A 25,900-nucleotide genomic window follows, 5' to 3' on the forward strand; every position below is an offset into this window, starting at 1 on the left:
GGCTCGCCGAGAGGAAGGTTCGCGATGACTACGAGGTCCGACCTGTCGGGAGGCGCGTCCTGCGACTTGCGCCTGCTGCACGCCACGACGATCGCGGGCGGCCAGGTCACCATCGACATCCAGGCTGAGCGTGTGGCCGTGCTCCACGCCCCAGACCGACCCCTGCCGCCCGCTGGGCGCGAGATCGATCTTGGCGGCGCTCTGGTGCTGCCCGGCCTGTCGGACAGCCATGTGCATCTCGACAAGTGCATGCTCGGCCTGGACTGGCGGCCGCACCGGGCGCAGGGATCCGTCCGCGCGATCATCGAGGACGAAAAGGCCTTCCGCCGGGCCCACCGGATCCCACTGGCGAGCCAGGGCGCCGAGGCGCTCCTCGAACGCATGCTCCGCGGCGGCACCACCAGCTTGCGGACCCATGTCGACATCGACGACGTGACCCGGCTGGACCACCTCGCGCAGATCCTCGACCTGCGCGCCCGCTGGTCCGATCGCATGCAGATCCAGGTCGTCGCGTTTCCGCAGAGCGGGATCCTCCGCTGCGCCCCGGTCGCCGGCGACCTGGACGAAGCCCTTCGGATGGGGGCCGACCTCGTCGGCGGCCTCGATCCCGTCGGCATCGACGGGGACCGGGACGGGCCGCTCGACACCGTCTTCGGACTGGCCGAGCGTCACGGCCGCGGCATCGACATCCATCTCCACGACGGCGGCGAGGCCGGCCTCGACGAGATCGACGCGATCGTCGCGCGCACGAAGGCCAGCGGGCTCGGCGGACAGGTCACCATCAGCCACGCCTTCGCCCTGGCGGATGCCGACGACCTGCGGCTCGGCAGGATCGCAGACGCGCTGCGCGAGGCGGGCATCACCCTCGTGAGCAGCGTGCCCGGCACACGCCGGTGCCCGCCGATCCCGCGCCTGCGGGACCTCGGCGTCGCGGTCTGCTTCGGCACCGACAACGTACGCGACTGCTGGAACCCGTCCACGGTCACCGGCATGACCGACCGCGTCCTGCTCGCCGCGTACCGGTTCGATCTCAGGAGCGACGCGGACCTCACGGCTCTGCTCGATCCGGTCACCGCCGTGCCGGCGAAGGTGGCCGGGCTCGGCCCGGGGACGGTGGCCCCCGGCGTGCGGGCCGACCTCGTCGCGTTCGACGCCGCCTGCGCGCCGCAGGTCGTCGTCGAGCGCCAGGAACCGGTTCTGGTCCTGGCGAAGGGGGCGGTCGCCATCGACCGCCGTGGCCCGGTCGCCGGAACGACGCCGTCGCCGGCTTGACGGCGGGGGTGCCGCAGGCACGGTGGCGCCCATCGTGACCGAGCGGGCCCTTCGCCACATCCTCGCCGTCGTGCGCGCGGGTTCGGTCCGGGCCGCCGCCAAGATCCTGAACGTCGCCGCCTCGGCGGTGAGCCGGCAGGGCGACGGAGAAGACGGGCCGCACGCTTCCTCTCCACGGCCCCGACGTCCTAACCTCCTCGTGGGAATGGATCCTCCCGCACCTGCATGCCGTCGTCGACGCGCTCGACCGTAACGCCCACCGCCGCCGAAGGAGTTCGGATCATGCCGACGCAGACCCTCCTGGCCGCCGCGACCGCCGTTGCCCTCGGGCAGGGCACGGCGCAGTCGATTCCCTCGGTCTCGGCCACGACGACCTACCACCGGGTCGAGATCGACGGCGTCGGCATCTTCTACCGTGAGGCCGGCCCACGCGACGCGCCCACGGTCCTGTTGCTGCACGGCTATCCGTCGTCATCCCGGCAGTGGGACCCGCTGCTGCCGCTCCTCGCCGACCGCTACCATCTGATCGCCCCGGACTACCCGGGCTTCGGACAGAGCGACGCGCCGTCGCCGGCCCGGTACACCTACACCTTCGACACTCTCGCCAAGACCATGGAAGGCTTGGTCGCCCGGCTCGGCATAGAGCGCTACACGCTGTTCCTGCAGGATTACGGCGGGCCGGTCGGCTTCCGCATGGCGCTGGCTCATCCCGAACGGGTCAGCGCGCTCATCGTTCAGAACGCCAACGCCTATGCGGAGGGCCTCGGTGCCAAATGGCAGGGCATCGCCCGGTACTGGGCTGATCCCGCAGCCCATCCCGAGCAGCTCGATGCGTTCACGTCGCTCGAAGGGGCCAAGCAGCGCCACCTCGGCACCAGCCCCAACCCAGAGCGCTACAATCCGGACACCTGGGCCGACGAGTACGCCATCCTGGCGAGGCCGGGCGAGCGGGAGATCCAGGCGGCGCTGCTCTCCGACTACCGCACGAACGTCGCGTCCTACCCGGCTTGGCAGGCCTGGATGCGGGAGCATCGGCTGCCGACGCTCGTGCTGTGGGGCCGCTACGACCCCTCCTTCATCGTGCCGGGCGCCGAGGCCTACCTGCGTGACGTGCCCAAGGCGGAACTGCACATCCTCGATGCCGGGCACTTCGCGCTGGACGAGGCGACGGATGAGATCGCCCGGCTCACCCGCGACTTCCTCGGCCGCGTCGAGACGAAGGCTCTCCCGTCACGGGCCCCGCGTTGAGAGGATGGCCCTCGTTGGACGTGGGCCATCCTCGAACGCCCGCCCCGGAACGATGCCCGCCTCGGCGATGCTGCCGGGCTCTCGACGATCACGGTCTGATGAAGGCGAGAATGTCGGCATTGATGACATCCGCATGCACGGTCAGCATGCCATGCGGGTATCCGGGATATGTCTTCAGTGTTCCGTTCTTCAGGAGCGTGATCGATTTCAGCGCCGCGTCGGCGATCGGCACGATCTGGTCGTCCTCGCCATGCAGCACCAAGGTCGGCACCGTGATCGCTCTGAGATCCTCGGTCTGATCGGTCTCCGAGAAGGCCTCTATACCCTCATAATGGGCTTTGGCGCTGCCCATCATCCCCTGCCGCCACCAGTTCTGGATGACACCCGGAAGGATTTTCGCCCCGTCGCGGTTGAAGCCGTAGAACGGACCGGCCGGGACATCGAGGAAGAATTGGGCGCGGTTCTCGGCGAGCGCCCTGCGGAATCCGTCGAACACGTCGAGCGGCAGACCCTCCGGATTGGCCTCGGTCCTGAGCATCAGAGGCGGGACGGCGCTCACCAGGACCGCCTTGGCGACACGCTCTTGCGGCTGGCCGAAGGTGGCGACATAGCGGGCGACTTCGCCGCCCCCGGTGGAGTGGCCGATATGGATGGCGTTCCTGAGATCGAGATGCTCCACCACGGCGGCGGCATCGGCCGCGTAGTGATCCATGTCATGGCCGTCCGAGACTTGCGCCGAGCGGCCGTGACCCCGGCGGTCATGGGCGACGACGCGATAACCGTTCCGCACGAAGAACAGCATCTGCGCGTCCCAATCGTCCGACGAGAGCGGCCAGCCGTGATGGAACATGATCGGCTGGGCATCCTTCGGACCCCAATCCTTGTAGGCGATCTCGGTGCCGTCCCGGGTCGTAACGGTGGCCATGGTGTTCCCCGTACCTGATCCGCTTCCGTTCAGGCCGTTCCGCCGGACGGCCGAGCACGGTTCCTAAGGGCATCGCGCCCGCGCCCGCTTGCACGAAAGCGTCGCGATTGTGCCGTCACGGCGCCGAACGCACCGGCGTCCCCGACGGCCGCGCGGGTTCGTGCCGAACGGCGTTGGGCAAGCCCGGCGGCGCGCCCCTAACGTGAAAGCGGGCGGGCTCCCAGCACGGTGGTCAGGCAGCGCTCGAACTGGTCCGCCTCGAACGGCTTCGCGTAATACGCGAAGGCTCCGAGCGCGAGCGCCCGCTCGCGGGTCGCCTCGCTCGGATAGGCCGTCATCACCATGACGGGAAGATGCGGCCGCTGGCCCGCCAGGATCCTGAGGAGATCGAGCCCGCTCAAGCCCGGCATCTGCACATCCGTCACCACGAACGCGATGTTGGCCTTGTCGAGCGTGGCGAGCAGCGGTTCCACGCCGTCGAACACGAGGGCTTCGTATCCCAGCGCGCGCGTCAGACGATCGAGGGCGGAGCGGATCGAGGGATCGTCGTCCACGATGGCGACGACGGGACTGCGCACGGGACGTTCAGCCATGGGCGAGCGGCAGCATGAAGTGGAAGGCGGCGCCCCCCGTCGGGGCGGCGTCCACCCAGATGTCGCCCCCATGCGCGTCGATCAGGTTCCGGCAGATGGCCAGACCCATTCCCATTCCGCCAACCTTGGTGGAGTGGAACGGTTCGAAGATCCGCGCACGCCGTTCGGGCTCGATGCCGGGACCCGTGTCGACCACCTCGACCACCACGGAGGCGGCAAACCGCCGGATCGCGATGGTGATGTCCTTCCGGCCCGGGGCGTCTGCCATGGCCTGGGCCGCGTTGACCAGCAGGTTGACGAAGATCTGCTGGATCTGGATCAGATCCGCCGGGACGGGCGGGATCGCCTCCTCGGCGGCGAGATGGATCGTGGCGCCGTGGCTGCGGATCTCGCGTTCCACCAGGAGGTTCGCGTCCCGCGCGGCCTGGACCAGGTCGATCGGGGCGACGATCCGCGGCGCGTTGCTGAGATACGAGCGCGTCCGCGCCACGACATCGCGGGCGCGCGTCGCCTCGGACACCACGTCGTCGAGGGCGAGGGAGGCCTCGACCACGTCGGGCTCGGCGCGGCGCAGCCAGCGCAGGGCCGCCTGGGCGTTGGCGACGATGGCTGCCAGGGGGGAGTTGACCTCGTGGGCGATGGAGGCGCTGAGCGCCCCGACCGTGGTGATCCGCGAGGTCCGGGCGAGTTCCGTATCGGCCGCCGCGAGATGGGCCTGGGCGCGCTTGAACGCCGTGACGTCGAGCGACGTGACGATCACGTCGGCGAACGCCGCGCGCTCCTGCGGCAGCGTCGCCGTGAACAGCACGTCGCGTTCGCGCCCATCGGCGCCCAGGATGTGGGCTTCCGAGCGAAAGAAGCGGTCGCCCCGGCCGAATGCGACGAGCCACTGCACGAAGGTCTGGTCGGTGTCGGGCAGCAGGCGATCCAGGGAGCCGAGATAGGCATCCTTGGCCGCCGCGCCGGTCTCCTCCAGGGTGAAGGCGTTCACATCCGTGATGATGACCCTCGCCCGCAGGGCGCGGAGCTCATCGGGGTGGCTGGCGAAATGGCACTCGATGTCGACGATTCCGTCCCGGCGCAGGGCCGCGACGGCGTCGGCCACGGCGGTCCAATCCTCGCGCCAGATCGAGATGCCCGAGCGCTCGTAGATGGCCTCGAAGGCACGGTCGGCGCTCCGCCGGCCTCGCCGCAGCGCCATGAGATGGGCCGCGGTGGCGGCCGCAGCGAGAAGCGCCAGGATCCCGCAGAGGATCGGCAGGACGCCGCTCGACGACGCGCCCGTCGAGCCCGCCAGGAAGGCCAGGGCGACCGGGATGCCGACCGACAGCCCCGCTGCGGCGAGGTCTCCCGCGCCGATGTCCGCGGGGCGGGATGCCGGCGCGCGCATCCAGGCCGGCAGGTCGTCGTCGCCGGTGACCTGCTGGTGGGACGTCTGCGCCAGGCTCGGCCAGCGCGAGAAGACCTGCCGCATGCCACTCATCCAACCGGGTCCACCAGCTTAGGGAAATCGTGCCGGCCCGTCTCCGATACGCCTGTATAATGGCGCAATTCGACCGTGGATTGCATGTTGCCGCCATGGACTTGTATCGGCACGGCATCATCAAGTTTCCGCACGCAGGTTTGCTCGCTTCGTCCCACGCGCGGGGCTGGACGGGCGTCGCGGCCGAGCTGCGCTCCCATCCGTCCGGAGACCTGCCGGCGATCGTGCCGAGTCAGATGGAGATCACCCTGGCGACGCGGCGCAGTCCCGGCGCGCGGGTGAGCCGAAAGGGCGCGGGCGTGCGCCAGCAGACGCCCGTCGAGGCGGGGACGATCTGGCTGTGCCCGGTGGGTGTCGGCGAGGACGACATCAACATCTCGGCGCCGCTCACCGAGATCCTGCACATCTACCTGCCGGTCGACCGCTTCAAGGCCCTGGCCGACCTGTACGGCGATGCCCGCATCCGGGCCGACACGGTGCGCTACCTCGCGGATGTCCAGGATCCGCTGATCCGCCAGATCGCCCTGTCGATCCTCGGCGAACTCGTGGAGGAGAGTTCGGCGGGCCGGATGATGGTGGAGACCGCCGCGCTGACCCTCACCGCCCGGATCGCCCAGGCCTACGGGCACGATCGCCCGGACGCGGCCGGCGCAACCTCGGAGGAGGGCGCCTGTCCCGACCGGATTCAGCGCGCGATCGCCTTCATCCGCGACAATCTTGAGCGCGATCTCTCGATCAACGAACTCGCCGCCGTCGCGTGCCTGAGCCCGTTTCACTTTGCCCGGATGTTCAAGCGCGTGACGGGACAGACACCCTACGGCTACGTCAGCGGGGAACGATTGGCCTGTGCCTGCCGGCTTCTGGCCGACCGCAAGACCCCGATCCTCGACGTCGCCCTGCGTTCCGGATTCTCGAGCCAGGCTGCCTTCGGGACGGCGTTCAAGCGCGTCAAAGGTCACACGCCGTCCGAATATCGGAGGCTCATCAGCTAGGCGTGCGATTTAGAAGAGCAAGATCGACAAAAAGTGCCGCAAACTCGATGAATACTTTATAACCGAAGCGAAGATATCGTTTTTCCTGCAGAGACAGGAGAGACTACGATGCTCGATGCATCCCCCTCGCGCCCCGATCGGTCGGAGACTCGCCTCGGCTCGTCCGCGGTGCGCGCCTGGGAGCGGGCCATCGTGCCGTCCCACTGTCCACCTCGGCGGCCGCGAGTCTGGCCCGCAACGGGGTCGGACGGGGCCGACATCCTGGCCTACAGAGTGGAGGCGTCGGATGTCCCCTCGTCGATCGCGCGTTGCGACGCCCTGCTCGTGCAGGTCTTGCCGACGGATCGGCCGGTCGCGGAGCGTGACCGGCCCCAACCCGGCGACGTTCTGCTCGTGGATCTGCGGCAACCCCACGCGATCGCTGTCTCGCCCGGAGCCGTGCACATCACGCTCCACGGCGCGCTGCTCGGGGAGATTGCCGCATGCTTTCGTTGCGGCCGGGCCAACCCCCTCGACGCGCTGACGGAGGCCTGCGGCCGGCGCCTGAACGATGCCACGATCCGCGATCTGGCGCTGCGCGCCTGCGCGACGCTCGATCGGGCGGATCGCGGGGCGACGGTGTTCCGCAACCAACTCGGCCGGGCCCTGGCGGCCCACCTGCTCGCAACCTACGCGACCTTCGCAGACGCCGTGGAGCCCGCGCGCGGCGGTCTCGCGCCCTGGCAACTCAAGCGCGCTCAGGATCGGATGCGCGATGCGCTCGCGCAATCGCTCAGCCTGCCGTCGGTCGCGGCGGCTTGCGGCCTGTCACCCAGCCATTTCGCCCGCGCCTTCCGCTGCTCCACGGGGGTGTCGCCCCATGCCTGGCTCGTGCGGCAGCGCCTCGCCCGCGCCAAGGACCTGATGCGCGCGCAAGACCTGTCGTTGGCCGACATCGCTCTGGCCTGCGGCTTCGCCGACCAGAGCCACTTCACCCGCGTCTTCGCACGTGAGGAGGCCATGAGCCCGGGCCGCTGGCGCCGGTCGATCGAACGGGACTCGGCCGCCGGCTGAACCGCTCCGGGTCCGCGCGCCCGCGGGGACGCCGCCGTCAGGTCGCGTGCTCGGCCGGCGGAAGCACCGTGGCGACACCCCCGAGGAGCGTCTGGATCTTGGCCTGAATGATGTCCTTGATGTTTCCGTCCGGCGGAAGGCGATAGATAAATTCTCGCACGCCGAGGTAGAATATCGAGGAATGGATGGACCAAACGATCTCGATCTCGATGTTCGATGCGGGCACATCCCTGATCGACGGTCGATCGAAATGAGTCCGCAATTCCTCGACCACGCTTTCGAACACGCGGTCGCGCAGGAAATTCAGATAGCGGGCGTTGAAATCCAGGTTCTTCAAACCCGCAAACATGAAGAGCCGGACCCACTCCGGCGTCAGGATGACGTTGGCGTAACTGACGTAGAACTTCGTCAGCCGCGTCTCCAAGGGGACGCTTCGATCCTTGATCGTCTCCTCCCAGAACGGATCCCAGCGCCCCACGAAGACGTCTTGGTAGACGCGCTCGATCAGGGCCTCCTTGCTCGGGAAATAGCGGTAGAGCAGCGGCTGCGTGATCCCCAGTATCGAGGCGAGTTCGCGCGTCTGACCTTCGAAGCCGCGCTCGGCGAAGAACGCGACGGCTGCAGCGGCGATGCTCTTCTCACGATCGATGGGCGACAGCCGCCTGCGCGACCCGGTTTGGCCCCGCTCGGCAGAATTCTGGGAGCGTCGGGAGGCGGTGAGCGGACCAGCAGGGCCGGACTTCGACTTGGGCGAACGGGCCATGAGCCCTCGTTACCATAGCGGGTGGGCTGATCAAACGATAAACGATTCGGATCCCCCCGCGGCGCGATCAAGACCTCCTCAATCGCCATAGCACACCACCTGGCCTAACGTTATTTATCGATCGATAAACAGCATTGACAGGCGGCCAAGGCCGCATCATTGTTGATCAATCGATAATCAACAGCCGGGCTTGGACGCCCCGCGTCGAGGGCCGGGCGGATCGCCCGATCGGGGGGAGAAGGCGTCATGGGAACGACCGGAGGCCGTCGCCGTGCACGAACCTTGCTGTGAACGGCGGCGCGGTACGGCATCATGGGAACCTCCCGGGACGCTCCTCCCGGATCCGACACGTTTGGCGTTGCGAGTGACATGCCGGAAGCAACCGTTCACATCGTCGACGACGATCCGGCTGTACGCAGTGCGCTGACCCGTCTGTGCAGGTCGGCCGGTCTCGCGGCGGTCGCCCATCAAGATCCAACCACGCTGCCGATCACCCGGACGCGCGAAGCGTCGGAATGCATCCTCCTGGACGTGCGCCTGGCCGAGCAGAACGGCCTGACGGTCCAGGAGACCTTGCGCGATGCCGGCTGCACGGTGCCGATCATCTTCCTCACCGGATACGGGACCATTCCCATGACCGTGCGGGCGATGCGCGGGGGTGCGGTCGAGTTCCTGACCAAGCCGGTCGGCGACATGGTGCTGCTCGAGGCCATCCATCGCGCGCTGGAGATGGACGCCGCCACCTTGCGGGCCGGCCGCCTTCAGGACGCGCTGTCCAAGCGCCTCGCAGCGCTGACGGCGCGGGAAGGCGATGTGCTGCGATGTGCGATCGGCGGCTTGATGAACAAGCAGATCGCCGCCGAACTCGGGATCACGGAGATCACCGCCAAGGTCCATAAGCGTCGCATGATGGAGAAGATGCAGGCCCGCTCGCTCGCGGACCTCGTGCTGATGGCGCATCAACTCGGGATCGAGGCGACGCGGCAACGTTGACCAAACCGATCGGTCCCGGTCTGCCCTCGGTGAGGGACGCTCCCCCCCCCGGACCGGCGTCGGCCAGTCGGTGGGGCTTTCCAGGCGGCGCTGCCCGGCAGAGCGACGATCAGGCGCCCGGGATCAGAAAGCCCCGCCGGCGCGTCAGCGCCTCGGCCGCGGGACGCGGTACACCCAGGTTGGTCGCCAGCACGTCCGGCGGGTTCGAGCCCAACCAGGCCGAAAGATCGTTGGCTTGGTAATGCCCGTTGTTGAAGCCGATGAGCACCCGGAGGATGCCGGGCCCCGTGTTCCGGATGTAGTGTCCCGATCCCATTGGGGCGTAGCCGATATCGCCTGCGTCGAAGCTCTCGACGACGACATGGCCTTCGGCCAGGAACACGGCCATCTCGGCCGATCCGTCCAGGTAATATTGCCATTCGTCCGCATTCGGGTGCCAGTGCAGCTCCCGCATCGCCCCCGGCTCGATCTCGAGCACCGATCCCGCCATCGTGGTCGAGAGCGGGAATTCGTCGACCGTGACGGTGCGCTGGGTGCCGCCTCCGGGGACGCGCCGCGGTTCCTGTGCGTGGAGCGGGTACCGATGCCGCGACGTCAGTTCCGGCCGCGCCCGGGGCGCAGAATCCGGCGACCGGTCGTCCGGCACGGGCCCCAGGGCGAAGTACGCCTCGCCCCGGGGTAAGCCGGCGCGATCCGCCGGTGCGAGGCCGAGGTTCTGTGCCAAGGCGGCCTCAGGCGTATGCGCCAGCCAATCCGTGACGCTGAAGGTGTGGTCTTCGGAGAAGTCGCCGTTATCGAAGATGAGGATGAAGTGGCACTCCTCCGGTCCGAGCCCCTGGATCGAGTGCCCCCAGCCGCGCGGGAAATACCAGACGTCGCCGGGGCCGAAGGTGTCGATCGCCGAGCCGCCGTCGGGGTTCAGGATCGTGGTGCGGCAGGACCCCGAAACGACGTAGGCCCATTCGGCAGCGTTGGCGTGCCAGTGCATCTCCCGCATCCCGCCGGGCGCGAGCCGCATGGATACGCCGGCAATGCCCTGACTCGCAGGAAACTGTTTCACAGAGGCGCCGCGGGTGATGCCTCCGGGTCCAAGGCGAGGCGGTTGCGTCTCGAGGCGGTAGCGGAACGACAGATCCGTGATGGTCACCGTACAACCCTCGCTGCAAGAGAAACCTGGCGTCCCGAGGGGCGCTCCGGGCGATGCGCCGCTTGACATCCGGAGGCGGTGGAACGGATGCGCGGTGCCGGGACGGATCGAAAACCTCACGCCTCACCGCCGCCAGCAAACGTTCCAGTTTCGGTATCCGCCGATCGCGTTCCTGATCTGGAGGCGATCGAACTCAGTAATACCGTGGGATCGGACCATCCTGAGGTGTGGTGTCACCGTCGAGATCGATCATGACCGCGTCGACATAGCACCAGCCCCAGCCTTCCGGAGGGTCGTATCCCTCGATGATGGGATGCCCGGTCGCGTGAAAATGGGCTGTCGCGTGACGCAGGGGCGACTGATCACAGCAGCCCACGTGACCGCAGGTTCGACAGATTCGCAGGTGAAACCACGCGCTGCCGATCCGGAGGCAGTCCTCACAGCCTCGCGCGCTCGGCGTCACCGTCTGAATGTCTGCACCGTGCCTGCAAACTGGCGCCACCCGGCTTCTCCGTACTTGGTCGACTGCGTCTGGATTGCGCCGGAGGAGCGCGACCCGGACGCAACCTTACCCAAGAGACCGCGATCCCACCGGAGTATCTTGTCGAAAGCTGCGGCCATTTGGACGTTCGGATCGATTCCATCGGTGTCGGCACGCGATCAGCGGGCAATGGCCGGCGGGCGCCATGATACGAATGTTCCAAAAAGATTAGATCCATCAATATTCGCGAAGCTTCCTGCTCCATCCCTGCAGCATCCACCTGCGCGTCGCCCCGGATTGCCAGCGGCACCCATGTGGCCCGAATCCGTCGCCGGGATACGGCGATCTTCAGGGATCATGGACGATGAAGTCACTTCTCCTCGGTGCCACCATGCTCGTCGGGCTGCTGGTCGCCTCAGCCAATCCGAGCTTTGCGGCCGGTGACGGCCTGGATCGGGACGCGGCGGCGCAGGGCAACGGCCGTTTCGCCGGCATGCACCGCGGCGCTCGGATCACCTCACGGTACGGGGTGATGCGTCCGCGTCGCCACCATCGTCATCATCGTCGCTGAAGCGTCCGGACAATCCGGCTCACCGCGCAACGCGATCGGGGCCGGCGGCTTCCGGCCGCGGATCCTGGGCGCCGGAGGCCGCGCGAAGCCGGATCGGTCGGCAGGCGCCGCCGCCCGCCTGATCGCCGCCGCTCCGGACGCCCGGGAAGCCTGCGCCCGTCTCCAGCCCGAGGACCCTGATGGCCAAGGTCAAGATCCGCGCCTACACCAATCCTGCCGGCGGCTGGGGTGCGCTGGAGGCGACCGGCAAGGCCCTCGTCGAGCAGGATATTCCGGTGCGGGGAGCGGCGACGCTGCTGCGCATGAACCAGCCGATGGGATTCGATTGCCCGGGCTGCGCCTGGCCCGATCCTAAGAAGCCGGGCCCGTTCGAATTCTGCGAGAACGGCGCCAAGGCCATGGCCTGGGAAGCGACCGCCAAGCGGTGCACCCCGGACTTTTTCGCCGCCCACACGGTCTCCGAACTGGAGACGTGGAGCGACTACGAACTGGAGATGGTCGGTCGCATCACGCATCCGATGCGCTACGAGGCGGCCAGCGACAGGTATGTCCCGGTCGCCTGGGATGAGGCCTTCGCGCGGATCGGGACGATCCTGCGCGAGGGCATGGAGCCGGATCAGGCCGAGTTCTACACATCGGGTCGCGCCTCCAACGAGGCCGCCTTCCTGTTCCAGCTTTTCGGCCGGGCTTACGGGACCAACAATTTCCCCGACTGCTCGAACATGTGCCACGAGGCGACGAGTGTCGGCCTCCCGCAGAGCATCGGCGTCGGCAAGGGCACGGTGCTGCTGGAGGATTTCGACCGCGCCGACGCCATCCTGATCTTCGGCCAGAATCCGGGCACCAACAGCCCGCGGATGATGACGAGCCTGCGCGACGCGGCGCGGCGCAACGCGGCCATCCTGAGCTTCAACCCGTTCCCGGAACGAGCCCTGGAGCGTTTTCAGGCGCCCCAGAACCCCGTCGAGATGGCATCGCTGACGTCGACGCCGATCTCGTCGCGCATCTTCCAGGTCCGGGTCGGAGGCGACGCGGCGGCCCTCAAGGGCATCATGAAGGCCTGCATCGCGATGGACGATGCCGCCATCGCCGCCGACGAGGCTCGCGTGCTCGATGTGGACTTCATCGCCGGCCACACGAAGGGCTTCGAAGCCCTCGCGGCCGACCTCCGGTCCACATCCTGGGCGGCGATCGAGCGCCGCTCCGGTCTCACCCGCGCGGATCTCGAATCCGCGGCGCGGACCTACGTGGCGGCCGAGAACGCCATCCTGGTCTGGGGCATGGGGATCACCCAGCATCGGCGCGGCACCGAGAACGTCCGCCTGATCAGCAACCTCGCGCTCCTACGCGGCAATGTCGGGCGGCCGGGCGCCGGCCTGTGCCCGGTGCGCGGACATTCCAACGTCCAGGGCAACCGGACCGTCGGCATCACCGAGAAGCCGACGCCGGAAATGCTCGACCGGATTCGGGACGCCTTCGGCTTCGAGCCGCCCCGGGCGCATGGCCACGACGTGGTCGCGGCGCTGGGCGCGATGCTGCAGGGCCAGGCGCGGGCCTTCATCGCGCTCGGCGGAAACTTCGCCGCCGCCGTCCCCGACACCGAAAGCGTCCAGCAGGCGATGCGCACGCTCGACCTGACGGTGGCGATCAACACCAAGCTCAACCGGGGACAGCTCGTCCACGGCCGCGAAGCCTACATCCTCCCCTGCCTCGCCCGCAGCGAAGTCGACCATCAGGCGACGGGGCCCCAGTCGATCACCGTCGAAGACTCGATGTCGATGGTGCACGCCTCGGCCGGCCGCAACATGCCTGCCTCCGAGCACCTGATGAGCGAGACCGCGATCGTGGCCGGCATCGCCCGGGCGACGCTCGGCCCGGGCTCGGCCGTCCCCTGGGAGGACTTCACCGCGGATTACGACCGTATCCGCGACGCGATCGAGCGTGTGTTCCCGATCTTCCAGGGGTTCAACGCGCGGATCCGCGTGCCCGGCGGCTTCCATCTCACATCGCTGGCGCGCGAGCGGATCTGGGCCACGCCGTCCGGCCGGGCCGAGTTCGCAGTCTTCGAGGGCCTCGAGGAGGATGCCCTCATGAGCGACCCCGGGGCGCTCTGGCTCACCACGATGCGCAGCCACGATCAGTACAACACGACACTCTACAGTCTGTCCGACCGGTATCGCGGCGTCTTCGGCGGCCGCATGGTGGTCTTCCTCAGCGAGTCCGAGATGGCCCGGCAGGGCGTCCGGGCCGGGGACCGGGTGGCGCTCGACACGATCGCCGACGACGGGGTCGCCCGCTCGGTGGAGGGCTTCCAGGTGGTGCCCTACCGGCTGCCCGACGGCTGCGTCGGCGCCTACTACCCCGAGGCCAACCCTCTGGTCCCGCTCGGCCTGCACGATCCGCAGAGCCACACCCCCTCCTTCAAGGCGATTCCCGTCCGGATGCGCCGCCTCCAGACGGGAGCCGCCTGACCATGGACGCCCTCACGCTCTCCCGGATCCAGTTCGCCTTCACGATCGGCTTCCACATCCTGTGGCCGGCCTTCACGATCGGCGTCGCCTCGTTCGTCGCGTTCCTGAGCTTCCGGTGGTGGCGGACGGACAATCCGGTCTACGGCGCGCTGATGCGGTTCTGGATCCGCATCTTCGCGCTGGGTTTCGGCATGGGGGTCGTGACCGGGCTGGTGCTCTCCTACCAGATCGGGACCAACTGGAGCGGGTTCTCCCGGGCCGTCAGCAACGTGCTCGGTCCGTTCTTCCTGTACGAGGTCATGACCGCCTTCTTCCTGGAGGCGGGCTTCATCGGCATCGTCATCTTCGGCGAGAACCGGGTCGGGCGCGGCGCGCATTTTTTCGCCTGCCTGATGGTCGCCACCGGGACCCTGTTCAGCGCCAGCTGGATCCTGGCCTCCAACAGCTGGATGCAGACCCCGGCCGGCTACACGCTCGACGCCGACGGCCTGTTCCACGTGGCCGATTGGTGGGCGGCGTTCTTCAACCCGTCCTTTCCCTATCGCTTCCTGCACATGGTCTGCGCCAGCTACATCACGGGCAGCTTCGTGGTCGCGGGTGTCTCGGCCTATCATCTCTGGCGGCGGCAGCATGTCGAGGTCGCCCGCAAGGGCTTCTCGCTGGCGATGGGCGCGGCCCTCGTGCTCGTCCCGCTGCAACTGGTCATCGGCGACGCGCATGGGCGCAACACGATGCGCCACCAGCCGACGAAGCTCGCCGCCATGGAGAGCCTCTGGGATTCCGGCTCGGGCGTGCCGGCGACGCTGATCGCGTGGCCCGACATGGCCGCTGAGCGCAACCGCTTCGAGATCGCCATCCCGCACGCCGCGAGCCTCTACCTGACGCATAGCTGGAACGGCTACGTGCAGGGTCTCAAGGCCGTCCCGGCCGCCGAGCGGCCCTACGTGCCGCTGGTGTTCTTCGCCTTCCGCATCATGGTCGGCATCGGCATCGTGCTCCTGATCCTGGCGATCATCGGCGGCGTGCTCCGCTGGCGCGGCCGCCTGTTCACCACCCGCTGGTTCCAGCTCGCCGCCATGGCGGCGACCCCGCTGGGCTTCATCGCGGTGATCGCCGGCTGGACCGTGACCGAGACCGGGCGGCAGCCCTATGTCGTCTACGGACATCTGCGCACGGCCGACGCCGTCGCGCCGCTCGCGCCCGGTGCCGTGCTGACCTCGCTGCTGATGTTCGCCCTGGTCTACAACCTGCTGCTCCTGGCCTTCTTCTGGTACGGCGCGCGCGTTGTCATCCGCGGACCGGCCGCGATCGCAGACGTGCACCCGAACGCGGTGCGTCCGGGCCTCGAGCAGGCCGGAACGGCGGTCCCGAGCCGGGCGCGTCCCTACACCACGCCGATCGCGGCCGGGGAATGACAATGGACCTGCCCCTGATCTTCGCGCTCGTCTCGGCCTTCGCCATCGCGATCTACGTTCTCGCCGACGGTTTCGACCTCGGCGTCGGCATTCTGTTCCTGCTCGCTCCGCGCGATCGGCATCGGGACCTGATGATGCAGAGCATCGCGCCGATGTGGGACGGCAATGAAACGTGGCTCGTGCTTGGCGGCGCCCTTCTGTGGGCCGCCTTCCCGATCGCCTATTATGTGCTGCTTCCGGCCTTCTACCTGCCGATCATGGCGATGCTGTTCGCCCTGATCCTGCGCGGCATCGCCTTCGAGTTCCGGTTCCAGGCCACGCGCTTCCGGCGCGTCTGGGATTTCGCCTTCGCGGGTGGCTCCCTCCTCGCCGCGCTGGCGCAGGGCATCGTCCTGGGCGGGTTCATCGGCGGCGTTCCCGTGCACGATGGCGCCTTCTCGGGAACCGCGCTCAGCGCTTTCAGCCTGCTTGGGCTGCTCTGCGGTGCGGGTCTCGTCGGCGGTTATGCGCTGCTGGGCGCCGGCTGGCTGATCTGGCGCACCGAGGGTGCGGTGCAGATCTTCGGCCGGGAGGTCGGACGCGCCGCCCTGATCCTCACGGCCAGCATGATGACCCTCGTGAGTGCCTGGACGGCCCTGACGGTTCCCGAGGTCGCGCAGCGGTGGTTCGCCTGGCCGCAGGTGCTGCCGCTGGCGCTCTTTCCGTTGGCGGCCGCCGGCATCTCGGTGCTCATCGGGCGCAGCCTGTGGAGCCGGCGCGAGACACGGGTCTTTCAGCTGACGATCGTGCTGTTCCTCCTCGGCTTCGCGGGTCTGGTGGTCAGCCTCTGGCCCTACGTCGTCCCGCGCCACGCCACGATCTGGAGTGCCGCGTCCGACGTCGCGACCCTGCGCTTCGTCGGGGTCGGCGTGCTGATCGTCGTGCCGGTCATCATGGCCTATCTCGGCCACGCCTACTGGGTCTTCCGCGGGAAGACGGTGCTGGAGGCGCACGGGACCGAGGAGGCTCGGCAAGCGGCTCCGTCCGCAGGCCGACGCGCCACCGCCTCCGAGACCGCCCTGCACCTGTGCTGATGCTGGCCCCCATGGCCGCCGCAGCCGAATCGTCACGGACCGCATCGCCCTGGCCCTCGCAGCTCCGGTCGACGGCTCGGGCGGTGGAACGCCACGTCCCGGTCCCGGGCGACAGGGCGGTCGCGCGCGCGGCCTCCGCTTCGCCGAATTCCGGCCGATACTGTTCGCGACCGATGCCGACGAGAAATTGCGCCGGCCGGTGTGCGTGACGCTCGTGCGAAGATTGATTGTTTCGCAGATTTCCGCGTTCTATACGGCGCCGGTCGTGGACATCTCCAAGAGCCGCCACGGCAGGCCGCCGCGTCGCGGCGGCGTCGATCAGCGGTTCGACCGCCCCGGCTCGATCGCGGCCATCGCACGGATCTGACGTCAGGAGATCGTAGCGCCGACATGCAAGCGCCGCAGCTCATCGTTCAACCGGACCACGGCATCGAGCCGGTCGTCGCGCTGATGCGGGGCGCCGAGCAGGAAATCCTGCTCAAGCAATTCACCTTCGACCACCCCCTGCTGATCGACGCGGTTCTGGCTCGGCACGCGGAGGGCGTCGCGGTGCGCGTCCTCCTCAACCCGGCCAAGGGCACCGGCGAGCGCATCAACGACGCAACCTTCGCGCGTCTGGAGGAGGCCGGCATCCCCGTGCGTTGGACGTCGCCGCGCTTCCTCGTCACGCACGAGAAGTCCCTGGTCGTGGACGGCGCGCGCGCCATGGTGGCGACGTTCAACTTCATGGAGAAGTACTTCACCAAGACCCGGGATTACGCGGTCGTCCTGTCCGATCCCGGTCAGGTCGCCGGCATCCGGGCCTGCTTCGAGGGCGATTGGAACGGCGAGGCGTTCGCGCCCGATGGCGGCTCCGACCTGTCCTGGAGCCCCGGGGGCGCCAGGGCGATCCTGTGCGACCTGCTCGACGGCGCCGAGCGCAGCATCGATCTCGCCCATCCGAAATTCGCCGAACCGGTGATCTTCGAGCGGATTCACGCCGCCCTGAAGCGCGGGGTCCGTGTCCGCCTGCTCTGCGGCGGCAAGCACGGACTGCACCAGCCCGACCTGATGTACTCCTTCGCCCTGTGGCGCCTGTACCGGGCGGCCGGCGGCCGGCTTCACAAGCAGCGGGGGCTGCGCAGCCACGGCAAGATCGCGATCATCGACGAGGCCCGGGTCTATCTCGGCACCCAGAACCTCGATCAGGCCGCCTTCGACCTGCGGCGCGAACTCGGTGTCGTTGTGCGCGAAGCCGCCACCGTCGGCGCGATCGCGGCGATCTTCGAGGCGGATTGGCGCGGCTCGCGGCGGTACGAGCCGCCCTATCCGATCGCTGCGGCCGATGCGGAAGAGAATGCGGAGTTCGAGCCGGATGCCGACCTCCGACACAGCTGAGCCCGTCCCGGCCCGAACCGCCGTGGCGCCCGGCCTCCCGGAGCTGTTCTGGCTGTTCAACCGGCTGACGCTGGTGAGCTTCGGCGGCGGTCTCACGGCCTGGGCGCGCAAGCTGATCGTCGAGGACAAGCGCTGGCTCGACGACGCGGAGTTCCTCAGCGCCTACGCGCTGGCCCGGGTGCTACCCGGGGCCAACCAGGCGAACTTCGCGATCTATGTTGGCCACCGCTTCCGCGGCGTGCCCGGGGCGGCCGCCGCCCTGCTCGGCCTGACGCTCGTGCCGTTCTGCATCGTCCTGGGCCTCGCCTGGGCCTATTTCCGGAGCGGCGCGGTCCCGGCGGTCCAGGATATCCTGCGCGGGGTCACCGCCGCCGCGGTGGGGCTCGCGCTGTCGGCAGGCCTGAAGGCCGGCGAGGGCTTCGCGCGGCGGCCCGCGGCGCTCGCCGTCATCGCCCTGGCCTTCCTGGGCTCGATCGTGCTGCACCTCCCGCTCCTCGCCGTCCTGGCGATCCTGGCACCCCCGGCCTTCCTGTTGGCGTGGCGGCATCCGCGCCAGCGCGGGGACGCGGGGGCCGAGCGGTGAAGCCCGGCGCCCTCGTCGCGCTCGCGACCTTCTTCAGCACGATGTCGATCCTGTCGATCGGCGGCAGCAACAGCGTCGTGCCGGAGATGGCGCGTCATGCGGTCGGGGAGGCGCACTGGCTCACCGGCGGCGCGTTCTCCGACCTCTTCGCGATCTCGCAGGCCGCGCCCGGGCCGAGCAACCTGATCGTCGCGATGATCGGCTACAAGGTCGCGGGCCTCGCCGGGGCGGTCGTCGCCCAGGCCGCCATGATGCTTCCGGCCGCGTTGCTGATGATCGTCGTGGCGCGGATCTGGCAGGCGTCTTCGGGGGCCGCTTGGCATATCGCCCTGGAGGCGGCGCTGGGGCCGATCGCGGTCGGGCTGATCCTGGCGAGCGGGTGGACGGTCGCGGAGGGGGCCGGCTTCTCGTCCCGTGGGTACGTCGCCGCAGCAATCTTCACCCTGCTGTTCTGGCGCACCAATCTCAATCCGCTCCCGATCCTGGCCATCGCGGGCTTTCTGGGCTGGATGCACGCGATCTGAGCCCTTTGCCCGGCGGCAGGTGGAGAACGGCGCATCAGTGGCCGAGGTCTGCCGGCGATGGGCGTGTCCGATCCGACGTCTCATCGCTGGAAGACGCAGCTCGTCGGCATCGGCGTGCCGGAGATCCACCGGCGCAAGCATGCCCAGAGCTTTCGCCAACCCGGCTGTCACGGTCCGAGACCTTGCAGAGGCCGCGGACCGTATACCGGGTCACCGCCTGGGGCGTCGCTTTGCGAGGGCCGCAAAGAGCCGCTCTACGGGGGCGGGCATCGCCGTCTTCGCCCGCCCGGGATCATCATCCCACAGGGCGCCGTACTCGCTGCGCGGGCCATAAACGCGCGGCCCGGGGCCGCCGCGCCCTTCAGAAATCCCGCTGCACGCGTGCGCGCACCTGGATGACGTCGACGCTGCTGGCGGTGGCGACCGGGTTGGCGGGGTTGTTGACGTAGGCCGGGTTCTGGCCGGGGTAACGGCTCGTGTCGAGGATGCGGCCGCTCCGCGGTCCGTAGCGCGTGTAGATCGCCTCGACGCCGATATCGAACTCCTTCACCGGCGACCAGATCAGGTTGGCGCCGACGACGAAGCGGTCGCTGTCCCGCAAGACCGGGCTCAGGTCGAAGAATCGCGAACCGGGGGTGCCCGGTCCTGTCCCGGTCAGCCCGAAATAGGCGCCCTGTGCCGCGCGGGCGCCGCGGGCGAAGGCCAGGCCGCCGTAGGAGCCGAAGACGGCGGAGCGGACCGAGGGGGTCCAGTAGTGCAGCATCGAGGCCGTGAACGAGTAGCTCGCCGTCAAGGCGAGGCGATGGGTGAAGGGGTTGATCACGCCGTCGTTGAAGAACTGGGAGAAAGCCGCCCCCTGCACCGCGCTGGCCGCCTGCGCGTAGGGGCCGTTATAGGCCGGTACGCCGGTATACAACGCCGCGCCCTCTCCGTAGGCGCCCTGCAGGTAGAGCGTGTCGCCGGCCGCGATGGCGGGCAGGTTGACCTTCACGCCCCCCTGCACCGCCCAGCCGAACGCGGAGGCGGTTCCGCGCGGGGGGCGGCTGTTGCCCGGCGAGACGGGGGCGCCCAGGTTCGTTCCGGAGAACGAAACGCTGTCGAGCAGGCCGTGGTTGACCTCGTGCAGGGCCCCCGAGAGCTGCGCCGAGCCCCAGGATTGGTCGGAGCGCAGCACCCCGACGATATCGGGTATCCGGCTGCGCTGGATCGTATCCACGAAGCCTACGCCCGTCGGGTTCCCGGCGGCGTCGAACCCGGCGAAGATCGGCGCGACGGGGCTTCCCGGCGAGAAGACCAGGGCGCCCGGACCGAGGTTCGACCGGAGGGCGGCGTTCTGGGACGAATAGACCGGCGTGCGTCGGAAGACCGGGTCCTCCACCGACAATGTGGCGGACAGGCCCTTGCCCACCGTCGCGGTGTAGGCGGCAAGGTTGGTCGAGGGGTTGTCCGAGCCCGTGGTGGCCACGATGAACTCGAAGTCGTGGGCATAGAAATCGAAGAACGAGGCCGCGCGCCCGGCGGTGAGGCCGGCGAATTGGACGAAGGCCTTGTCGACGTTGAATTGCTGCTGGGCTCGCCCGAACGTGTCGATGCCGAGGGCCGGGTAGGCGCCGCCGATCCGGAGCAGCGCGCCGGCATGCATGGTGGGGAAGCCGGTCCGGCTCCCGGCATCGAGGCGGAGGAAGGAGCGCAGGGTGCCGTAGGCCGTCTGGGTCCGGGCGTCGAGGTTGATCCGGAGGCGGCCCTGGTAGCCGCTGTAATCCCCCGGCGTGGCGCCGGCATTGTTGCCGGAGCGGCTGTAGGCGGGCTGGTAGGCGTATTCGAAGCGCGCCCGGCCGGAGAGGCGCAGGCAGGTATCCGTACCGGGAATGAAGAAGAAGGCTTGGCCATGGCTCGAGCAGATCCGCACGCTCTCGAAGCGCTGCGGTTTGCGCCGGTCCGGAAGTTCCGCCCCTTCGACGGGGAGGCTCAGCAACCCCGCGAAACCTGCCAGAAGGCTCCTCGTCACACGCTTCGGTCGATGGTTTCGGTCTTCCGCACACAACACCCGCATCGAGTCGACCATTCCACCATCCGCATTCCCCCCATGGAATCGGACGGATCGCGGCGCCGGATAATCCCGCGCGGTACCCCGGGGCCGGTCGAAGGGCCGATCGCGCGCGGCCCCGGTTTACCGCCGGGCGATCCTGCGCCAGGGCCGGGCCGAGGCCGGCTTCGGGGATCCGCTGAACCCGGAGGAATGGGAGGGGCGGGTCGGGCGGAGGCCATCCGTTCGCCAGTCGAATCTCACCGAAGCGGACCGGAGGCCATCGGCCATTCTACTCCGCCTCCCGTTGCTCACACCCGATGGGAGCAGACGATTTCGCTGCCATGGATGCACGGCGCAAAGTGCGTCCCGGCCGATGACAAGGACCGCTGCATCGCCGGACGCACGCCGAGCCTGGCGCAGCGTTACACTTTGGACGCTGGCCATGGGCGGGAGGCCGTGTCATGGCCAAGCCGGTGAATGATCATCCCGTCTGCCCCCATCCCGCGCAGCCTGCCAGCCTGGGTTGGTCCAGCTTCTTCGAGGACCAGCGGGGGGACGACGAGACCGATCTCGCCGCCATGCGGATCGCCACGGTCCACCGCTCCCGCCTGACCGCCCTGGCTCTCACCGGACCGGTCAAGCTGACGCTTCCGATTCATACGAACACCGGCGACTTCGCGGTGGGCGATTGGGTGCTGGTCGATCCCCGGACCCAGACCCTGCACCGCCGCCTGGACCGCAGGTCGGTCCTGGAGCGCCGCACCGAAGGCGGCAGGATTCCGCAGGTGGCCGCGGCCAACGTCGACACGCTGTTCATCGTCACATCCTGCAACGCGGATTTCAATCCTGCCCGGCTGGAGCGCTATCTGGCGCTGGCCAATCAGGGCGGCGCAAATCCGGTGATCCTGCTCACGAAGGCGGATACGGCGGAGGATGTGCAGACCTACCAGCACCAAGCCGCCGCGTTGCAGCGCGGGCTGGCCGTCGTGGCCGTCGATTCCCGCCTCCCGGAGGCTTCAAGCGCCCTATCGCCGTGGTGCGGCGTCGGACAGACTGTTGCACTGGTCGGCTCCTCCGGGGTCGGCAAGTCGACCCTGGTGAACACCCTGACCGGCGTGAACGAGGCGGTCGCGCAGGAGACGGGAAGCATCCGCGCGCACGACGCGAAGGGGCGCCACACCACGACGTCGCGCTCGCTGCACGCCATCGCGGGCGGCGGCTGGGTCATCGACACGCCCGGGATGCGAACGCTTCAGGTCAGCGACGCCGCCGACGGCATCGCGACGCTGTTCGCCGAGATCACCGAGTTGGCCCCCTCGTGCCGGTTCCGAGACTGCACGCATGCCCACGAACCCGGCTGCGCGGTGCGGGCCGCCGTCGCCAACGGCCAGCTGGATCCCGAAAGGCTGACCCGATGGCGCAAGCTGCTCACCGAGAACCTCGACAACGCCAAGGCGTCCAGCGGGCCGCGCGGCCGTCAGAATGCCGGCCGATAGCCTGTAGGTTTGCGTCGAAGCGAGATGCTGGAACAGGACCGCTATTCTCGGGTCCTTCCCCGGTCCGGCGGTTCGAAGAGCCGATGCTGCATGCCCCGGTACGCGCGATGCGGTTGCCGGGGCCTGAAATTCACTTAACCTGCGGTAAGCGTTCGAAAAAATCTGGTGCCGGTGGAGAGGATCGAACTCCCGATTTACGGTAGAACAACCGCCGGCGTACCGTAGATTGCAGTGTTAGCGGATCTCAAGATTGACAACCCTGGTACCGTGTTGTGTGAGAGTTCGGTGTGATCGTCAAGGGGACTTATGCCTATCGTCCGGTAGCCTGTAACTACGACCGCCGACAGTATGTACGCGGGTATGCCGGGCCACTAATAAAGCGCCCAGTTGCATCGACGGGGCACATTTAATAACGTTCGATTGGACCAAGCACTTACGGATAACTCTGACAGCCATACTGCCGTACCATAAAATACATTGTGAATGACATGTGCGGTCAATCTGTGGAACGAGTTCTGCCGTACAGGAGGGGCGTTAACCCACCTTACCGCAGTCAGACACGCGTATTTATTTAGGCCATATAACAGTTGTGCAGCTCACCGGTCTGAACTTTCTGAGTGAGACAGAAATCGGTATGCCAAAACATTAAAAAACAGTTGATAGACTATTGACAATCATTAACTTCATTGGCACTATGTCTTCAAGTTGTTGAAACTAGCAGCTTACCTCCACGGGTATCCATGACCAGTACGGATACCGATTAGCAACAACCACATCGTCGCTCATTACTAACGCTCCGACAAAGGCGGGGCCGTCATGTTGCGCGCGCATTAAACGAGAATGATATGAAGCTAAGCTTTGTTAACGGACCAACCTCTAGCAATAAGACTGGCGTCGTACTTGAAGAAACCGGAAGACGTTATCTACAGGGTCTAAAATCGCTGATAGTCGGACCATCTACCGACGCCTGTGACGAGTACCAAAACCGATTTACTTCTCTGTTTCCGGGAGTGCCTCTGGAAGTATACCATTCGAAGCGGGAACGTATCGAGAGTAACGGATCGATCCGGATTGATGTTGAGAGAGCTTTGTTGAACAACTTCCGTGGCGAGGGTCGAGTCGTTGCAATCTGCCATGCTACGCTTTGTAACCTATCGCCAGAGTTGGACCTAGGTGATTGGTATTGTTATATCGATGAAACGCTAGACGTATTCCATCCTGCCGAACTGAACCTTCACGATAGTCATCAGCTTCTTACCGAACATTTAAAGACCATATCGGACGGTTCTCCATACTCACGCCTAGTGTCAGTTAATGACACCGCACTAACTGCAATCATAGAGAACAGGGACAGAGATGCGTACCGAGAAATAGTTGCGGGCACTGCCGAGAAGATAATCAGTCCGCACTACGATTGCTTCACGCTTCAAGATAAGTATCGACACCTTATTGAGCGGAAGGGAGAGAAACAAAAACTTTACTGCCTCTCCGTTCTACATCCCCGCGTGGTTTCAGCCTTTGGTGGCGTGACGGTCCTATCCGCGCGTTTCGAAGAGAGCCTACACTACCATCTTTGGGAGCGAGAAGGCGTTGTATGGACGCAAGATGCCGCTCTGTCTGTGCGCCTTAGGTTCACTCAACATAGCGGGTATGAGAAGACCAAGATCTATTGGGGGCTGGATCGCAACTTCTCTAAGTCGTTCAGGGATGCCAACGCGGATTGGTACGATGAGTTTATTCGGGCGGCATTGGATGTTGTCGGCACCGAAGGGCATGTGAGGCTTGAGAACAATGATATTAAAAACAGCAGTTTGTTATCTAAGTCCCTGAACGGTGAAACGATACCCGGACGTGCGCACGGACTGAATAAGTATAGGAATATCGATCACGCAATCATTATTTCCGCAATGAACTATTCACCTGTCGCCGGTAGGTTTCTCTCTGCGCGGTACAAGTTCGGGTCGCATAAGCAGGCGGTGTCGTTCGCCTGCCATAACATCTATCAAGCAATCAGCCGAACTTCGATGCGAGACGGCGATATGGGTCGTGAACGGTTATGGGTCGTACCGTCTCGGATTCATGCGGAGTGGTTATCTCAGATCTTTCAGGGATCATCATGCATTTCGCTGGCGCTCAATCAGCCTTCGGCTGGCAACCTCGGAAGACCCGAACTGTTCAATAGCCCTAATGATCGTAAAAACCACTCAAAGGTCATTAGCAGGAACAAGGCAAGACAGATCAGTGACTTCGTAGATCGAATCGGTGTCGACATGATGGAGAACGTCACCTTTTTTAATAGCTCAGATGACGACGTTAGTTCCTTATATAATATAGATCATTTCGTCGCCAACTACAGGTCCAGTTGGTTCAAAATCAAATACAAGCGAGATGCACAAGTCATTTCAATGAAAGAGCATAAGTACATCAGTTGGCTGAAGAAAGAGAGCACGAAGTCATATGCGAAGAAAGACGACGTTCCCCTAGTATCGCCGGCGTTTTACAATCCACTATGGGTCGGAAAGGGCAAGCGAGGAAAGAAAAACGTCGTGTTCGCATCTGGCGTCATGTTGGATTTCGATGACACTGAACTCGGGCCTGATGAGTTAGCCAAGATATTCACTGAGCTGCAGATGGTGGCTTACTCAACTTTCAGCAACTCGTCAACCAACCTTCGTTACCGTGCCTACTTACCAACAACTTGTCCGATGTTGATACCTGAATACAACGTAATCACGCACGCGATCATTCAAGCTATCGAGAGTGCTGGGTATAGAGGTAAACAAAAGGGCGCGGCGAAGCCGAACGGAAGCGATAGCGAAAGCGAAAGCGACCGTTTCACTTTGGGCGGAAACCTCAAGCGCCATGGCATTGATATGGGAAAGATTGGTCCCTACTCGATTTTTCATCTTCCTTGTCGTTCACCATCGGGGCACAGCTTCTTCAACCATTACTCAGGACCTGGGCGAGCACCACTGGATGTGAATCAGTGGCTATCATCCCTTCCGCCCATTGAGGAACCGGAGGCTCCAAGTACCCCAACCAACTACAGTTATGTGGATGAGGCCCATACCCTTACTGACCATCAGAAAAACGGCGTTGAATATGCGATGGCTGAATGGTTCGGGACAGGAACGCTACCGGGTAAGGGTAACGATGCTATGTGGGACCTTTATGAGCGACTGCGGGATCTGCGTCTTCCCATAGATCTAATGTGGGAACAGATGAGCTTCGCGGCAAGATCCTCGAACACACCAAGAGACAGACTCAAACAGGTGGACTATTTAATGAACGATCTGATGCAGTATCGATTTATGTTGCCTGCAAATAGAGTGGCATAGTTTTTACTCATCGATAGTTGACTTACGGCGGGGCGCTAGAAAAATAATCGCTGTTAATGGCAGGCGTCCCATT

General features: G+C 66.2%; 22 protein-coding genes and 2 pseudogenes. 17 read left to right on the plus strand and 7 right to left on the minus strand.

Translation table 11 applies throughout. The features are described from left to right. Nucleotides 1-24: 24 nt before the first annotated feature. The 3 genes and pseudogenes from FV233_RS13315 (at nucleotide 25) to FV233_RS13325 (ending at nucleotide 2,520) form a co-directional block, all read left to right on the plus strand. The gene (locus tag FV233_RS13315) at nucleotides 25-1,272 is read left to right on the plus strand and encodes an amidohydrolase family protein (RefSeq protein WP_147854320.1); all 1,248 of its coding nucleotides are present in this window, start codon (nucleotides 25-27) and stop codon (nucleotides 1,270-1,272) included. Between the two features lie 34 nt (nucleotides 1,273-1,306). Beyond that, nucleotides 1,307-1,411: pseudogene (locus FV233_RS31145) on the plus strand (LysR family transcriptional regulator); the annotation flags it as partial. A 143-nt stretch (nucleotides 1,412-1,554) separates the two neighbouring features. After that, nucleotides 1,555-2,520 carry an alpha/beta hydrolase gene (locus tag FV233_RS13325; RefSeq protein ID WP_147897736.1) on the plus strand — a complete coding sequence of 322 codons (966 nt, stop codon included), beginning with the start codon at nucleotides 1,555-1,557 and terminating at the stop codon, nucleotides 2,518-2,520. 88 nt (nucleotides 2,521-2,608) lie between these two features. Here FV233_RS13325 and FV233_RS13330 read toward each other — a convergent pair whose 3' ends face one another. From FV233_RS13330 to FV233_RS13340, 3 genes are all read right to left on the minus strand, one after another. Next, a complete protein-coding gene (locus FV233_RS13330) occupies nucleotides 2,609-3,445 on the minus strand; it encodes an alpha/beta hydrolase (RefSeq protein WP_147897737.1) in 837 nt (278 codons plus the stop codon). 197 nt (nucleotides 3,446-3,642) lie between these two features. Continuing rightward, entirely contained in the window at nucleotides 3,643-4,023 is a 381-nt protein-coding gene (locus FV233_RS13335) for a response regulator (protein WP_187278102.1), read from the minus strand. A 7-nt stretch (nucleotides 4,024-4,030) separates the two neighbouring features. Then, nucleotides 4,031-5,512: an ATP-binding protein gene (locus tag FV233_RS13340; protein WP_147897739.1), complete on the minus strand. Its 1,482-nt coding sequence runs from the start codon at nucleotides 5,510-5,512 to the stop codon at nucleotides 4,031-4,033. A 104-nt stretch (nucleotides 5,513-5,616) separates the two neighbouring features. On the opposite strand from FV233_RS13340, the gene FV233_RS13345 reads away from it, so the two are divergent. Both FV233_RS13345 and FV233_RS13350 read left to right on the plus strand, forming a co-directional pair. Beyond that, the gene (locus FV233_RS13345) at nucleotides 5,617-6,513 is read left to right on the plus strand and encodes an AraC family transcriptional regulator (protein ID WP_187278103.1); all 897 of its coding nucleotides are present in this window, start codon (nucleotides 5,617-5,619) and stop codon (nucleotides 6,511-6,513) included. A 108-nt stretch (nucleotides 6,514-6,621) separates the two neighbouring features. Next, complete coding sequence (locus FV233_RS13350) at nucleotides 6,622-7,566, plus strand: AraC family transcriptional regulator (RefSeq protein ID WP_147897741.1); 945 nt, start codon at nucleotides 6,622-6,624, stop codon at nucleotides 7,564-7,566. Between the two features lie 37 nt (nucleotides 7,567-7,603). Here FV233_RS13350 and FV233_RS13355 read toward each other — a convergent pair whose 3' ends face one another. After that, nucleotides 7,604-8,329, minus strand: a complete 726-nt coding sequence (locus tag FV233_RS13355; RefSeq protein WP_147897742.1) for a TetR/AcrR family transcriptional regulator — start codon at nucleotides 8,327-8,329, stop codon at nucleotides 7,604-7,606. Nucleotides 8,330-8,698: 369 nt separating this feature from the next. On the opposite strand from FV233_RS13355, the gene FV233_RS13360 reads away from it, so the two are divergent. Next, a complete protein-coding gene (locus FV233_RS13360) occupies nucleotides 8,699-9,322 on the plus strand; it encodes a response regulator (RefSeq protein WP_147897743.1) in 624 nt (207 codons plus the stop codon). Between the two features lie 109 nt (nucleotides 9,323-9,431). On the opposite strand, the gene FV233_RS13365 is transcribed toward FV233_RS13360, so the two are convergent. Next, nucleotides 9,432-10,538, minus strand: a complete 1,107-nt coding sequence (locus FV233_RS13365; protein WP_147854331.1) for a cupin domain-containing protein — start codon at nucleotides 10,536-10,538, stop codon at nucleotides 9,432-9,434. Nucleotides 10,539-10,662: 124 nt separating this feature from the next. Beyond that, a complete protein-coding gene (locus FV233_RS13370) occupies nucleotides 10,663-10,971 on the minus strand; it encodes a UBP-type zinc finger domain-containing protein (RefSeq protein WP_147854329.1) in 309 nt (102 codons plus the stop codon). 343 nt (nucleotides 10,972-11,314) lie between these two features. Between FV233_RS13370 and FV233_RS13375 the strand changes: the two genes are divergently transcribed. The 9 genes and pseudogenes from FV233_RS13375 to FV233_RS13415 all read left to right on the plus strand — a co-directional run. Beyond that, entirely contained in the window at nucleotides 11,315-11,521 is a 207-nt protein-coding gene (locus FV233_RS13375) for a hypothetical protein (protein WP_147854330.1), read from the plus strand. Between the two features lie 179 nt (nucleotides 11,522-11,700). Further along, nucleotides 11,701-13,992 carry an FdhF/YdeP family oxidoreductase gene (locus tag FV233_RS13380; RefSeq protein ID WP_147897744.1) on the plus strand — a complete coding sequence of 764 codons (2,292 nt, stop codon included), beginning with the start codon at nucleotides 11,701-11,703 and terminating at the stop codon, nucleotides 13,990-13,992. A 2-nt stretch (nucleotides 13,993-13,994) separates the two neighbouring features. Beyond that, nucleotides 13,995-15,407 carry a cytochrome ubiquinol oxidase subunit I gene (locus FV233_RS13385; protein WP_147897745.1) on the plus strand — a complete coding sequence of 471 codons (1,413 nt, stop codon included), beginning with the start codon at nucleotides 13,995-13,997 and terminating at the stop codon, nucleotides 15,405-15,407. Between the two features lie 2 nt (nucleotides 15,408-15,409). Beyond that, nucleotides 15,410-16,480 (plus strand): cytochrome d ubiquinol oxidase subunit II, encoded by a 1,071-nt coding sequence (gene cydB, locus FV233_RS13390; protein WP_308447709.1) that lies wholly within the window; start codon nucleotides 15,410-15,412, stop codon nucleotides 16,478-16,480. A gap of 187 nt (nucleotides 16,481-16,667) precedes the next feature. Next, nucleotides 16,668-16,847 carry a hypothetical protein gene (locus FV233_RS13395; protein ID WP_147897747.1) on the plus strand — a complete coding sequence of 60 codons (180 nt, stop codon included), beginning with the start codon at nucleotides 16,668-16,670 and terminating at the stop codon, nucleotides 16,845-16,847. A 23-nt stretch (nucleotides 16,848-16,870) separates the two neighbouring features. Continuing rightward, nucleotides 16,871-17,857, plus strand: coding sequence for a phospholipase D-like domain-containing protein (locus FV233_RS13400; RefSeq protein ID WP_147897748.1), 987 nt, complete (start codon nucleotides 16,871-16,873; stop codon nucleotides 17,855-17,857). Continuing rightward, entirely contained in the window at nucleotides 17,835-18,440 is a 606-nt protein-coding gene (locus FV233_RS13405) for a chromate transporter (protein ID WP_147897749.1), read from the plus strand. Before FV233_RS13400 ends, FV233_RS13405 begins: the two co-directional genes overlap by 23 nt. Continuing rightward, nucleotides 18,437-18,964, plus strand: coding sequence for a chromate transporter (locus tag FV233_RS13410; protein ID WP_210247779.1), 528 nt, complete (start codon nucleotides 18,437-18,439; stop codon nucleotides 18,962-18,964). The genes FV233_RS13405 and FV233_RS13410 overlap by 4 nt, the downstream gene beginning before the upstream one ends. Continuing rightward, nucleotides 18,909-19,102 (plus strand): annotated as a pseudogene (locus FV233_RS13415) (transposase); the annotation flags it as partial. The gene FV233_RS13410 and the pseudogene FV233_RS13415, both read left to right, overlap by 56 nt. Nucleotides 19,103-19,325: 223 nt before the next feature. Here the strand turns inward: FV233_RS13415 and FV233_RS13420 are convergent. Continuing rightward, the gene (locus tag FV233_RS13420) at nucleotides 19,326-20,939 is read right to left on the minus strand and encodes a porin (RefSeq protein WP_246689977.1); all 1,614 of its coding nucleotides are present in this window, start codon (nucleotides 20,937-20,939) and stop codon (nucleotides 19,326-19,328) included. 515 nt (nucleotides 20,940-21,454) lie between these two features. Between FV233_RS13420 and rsgA the strand changes: the two genes are divergently transcribed. Further along, nucleotides 21,455-22,489 (plus strand): ribosome small subunit-dependent GTPase A, encoded by a 1,035-nt coding sequence (rsgA, locus tag FV233_RS13425; protein ID WP_147897751.1) that lies wholly within the window; start codon nucleotides 21,455-21,457, stop codon nucleotides 22,487-22,489. Between the two features lie 1,091 nt (nucleotides 22,490-23,580). Beyond that, complete coding sequence (locus FV233_RS13430; RefSeq protein ID WP_147897752.1) at nucleotides 23,581-25,827, plus strand: hypothetical protein; 2,247 nt, start codon at nucleotides 23,581-23,583, stop codon at nucleotides 25,825-25,827. Nucleotides 25,828-25,900: the final 73 nt, after the last annotated feature.

Source organism: Methylobacterium sp. WL7 (assembly GCF_008040085.1).
GTDB lineage: Bacteria > Pseudomonadota > Alphaproteobacteria > Rhizobiales > Beijerinckiaceae > Methylobacterium > Methylobacterium mesophilicum.